The organism is Crenothrix polyspora, from assembly GCF_900163755.1.
In the GTDB taxonomy this organism is placed as follows: Bacteria; Pseudomonadota; Gammaproteobacteria; order Methylococcales; family Methylomonadaceae; genus Crenothrix; species Crenothrix polyspora.
Genome location: NZ_FUKI01000071.1, coordinates 1 through 1,471 on the forward strand (window position 1 = coordinate 1; position 1,471 = coordinate 1,471).

Consider the following 1,471-nt stretch of genomic DNA (forward strand, 5'->3'; position numbering starts at 1 on the left):
CTGATTTACGTGTTTTTACGCGAATCGGGTAGATATAAATCCTAAGACCGACAGACTCCTAGTGGTTACAATAGCCACAACATGGTGGCTATTTCGGTTCTCCCACAGGGGACTTCCACCCCATTACATCGCGCCCATGCTGGGCGCACACATTTCGCTCAACAGGGACTGGCCGTATCGTGGCCATTTTGAAATTTTGTAATTAAATCAGCTTTTGTGGCTTTGCTGGAAACGGCCATCCCGTTAGCTTAACGTTATGCAATTTAGTTGCAATCACGCTTTACGGTACTAATGCTTTGCGTTACTATAGCTGCATGATTATTTCATTCAAATGCAGTGATACAGAAGCGTTGGCCAATGGTTACAGGATTCCGCGTTTTGTAAATATCGAAAGAGTGGCTCAGCGTAAGTTACGGCAACTCAAGGTTTCTGAACAATTAAGTGATCTGAAAATCCCGCCTGGCAACCACCTTGAGTCATTGAAAGGTAATCGAGATGGACAGTTCAGCATTCGAATCAATGATCAGTTTCGTATCTGTTTTCGTTGGACAATTGGCGCTGAAGATGTTGAGATCGTTGATTATCATTAGGAATATATTATGACTAAACTTGATCCTGTAACTCCAGGTGAGCTTTTATTGGAAGAGTTTTTGAAACCAATGGGAATTTCTCAATATCGATTGGCAAAAGAAATAGGCGTGCCTCAACAACGAATTGGTGAAATCGTAGCGGGCCGGCGCTCAGTTACAGCCGATTCAGATTTAAGGCTTTGTCGTTTTTTTGGTTTGTCGCGGGGATATTGGCTACGTGCCCAAATCGAATATGACACAGAAATTGCTGAAGAAGCTCTTTCCGAGGTATTAAAACAAATTACACCTTGGCCTTTATCACAAACCAGCAGGGTTTAAGTTTTTTTGTGCAGTGTATATTTTGCCGTTGTGCATAGTTTGGCAGCATAATCGGGTAGCCAGGGGCATCTAACCCCCAGCCCCCACACCACCCACCATGCGGGTCCGCAGTGGGCGGTTCAACGAATTGGCTCGCGTTGACACTTAGGCATAACCTTGCGCTTTGCACCAAAGCTCTTTGATGCTCAACAGCCCCTGCTCTTTCAGCCATTGGTTGTTCAAAGCCATTTGTACGGCGGGGGTACGCGCCATGCGCCAGTAGCTTTTGCTACTGACCGCATGTTGGATGGCGGCTTTGAGATTAATCCCCAAAGCCCGCAGGTTGCGGACTTTAGTACGCGGCCAGCGCCATTGTTTACAATAGCACATACGGATGCGCCGCCGCAGCCATTCATCCAACTCAGGGATGGGGCGGTAGTATTGGCTGATGCCAAAGTAGCCGACCCAACCCCGAAGGAACTGCCCAAGTTTGTACAAGCGGTATTTCATCGACAAGCCCCAGCTTCTTCCGGTCAGTTCTTTCACTCGGCGCTTGAACTTCGCCAAGGACTTATCCGTCCAGC

At 47.3% G+C, this 1,471-nt stretch carries 3 protein-coding genes; 2 read left to right on the plus strand and 1 reads right to left on the minus strand.

Annotated elements, in window-relative coordinates; translation table 11 throughout:
- Positions 1–314: 314 nt before the first annotated feature.
- Together CRENPOLYSF2_RS04245 and CRENPOLYSF2_RS04250 are read left to right on the plus strand one after the other, a co-directional pair.
- The gene (locus CRENPOLYSF2_RS04245; RefSeq protein WP_087142720.1) at positions 315–590 is read left to right on the plus strand and encodes a type II toxin-antitoxin system RelE/ParE family toxin; all 276 of its coding nucleotides are present in this window, start codon (positions 315–317) and stop codon (positions 588–590) included.
- A 9-nt stretch (positions 591–599) separates the two neighbouring features.
- Entirely contained in the window at positions 600–908 is a 309-nt protein-coding gene (locus tag CRENPOLYSF2_RS04250; RefSeq protein ID WP_087142721.1) for a HigA family addiction module antitoxin, read from the plus strand.
- Positions 909–1,052: 144 nt separating this feature from the next.
- Here CRENPOLYSF2_RS04250 and CRENPOLYSF2_RS04255 read toward each other — a convergent pair.
- The coding region (locus CRENPOLYSF2_RS04255; protein WP_272867682.1) for a group II intron maturase-specific domain-containing protein at positions 1,053–1,471 on the minus strand (419 nt) is incomplete at its 5' end.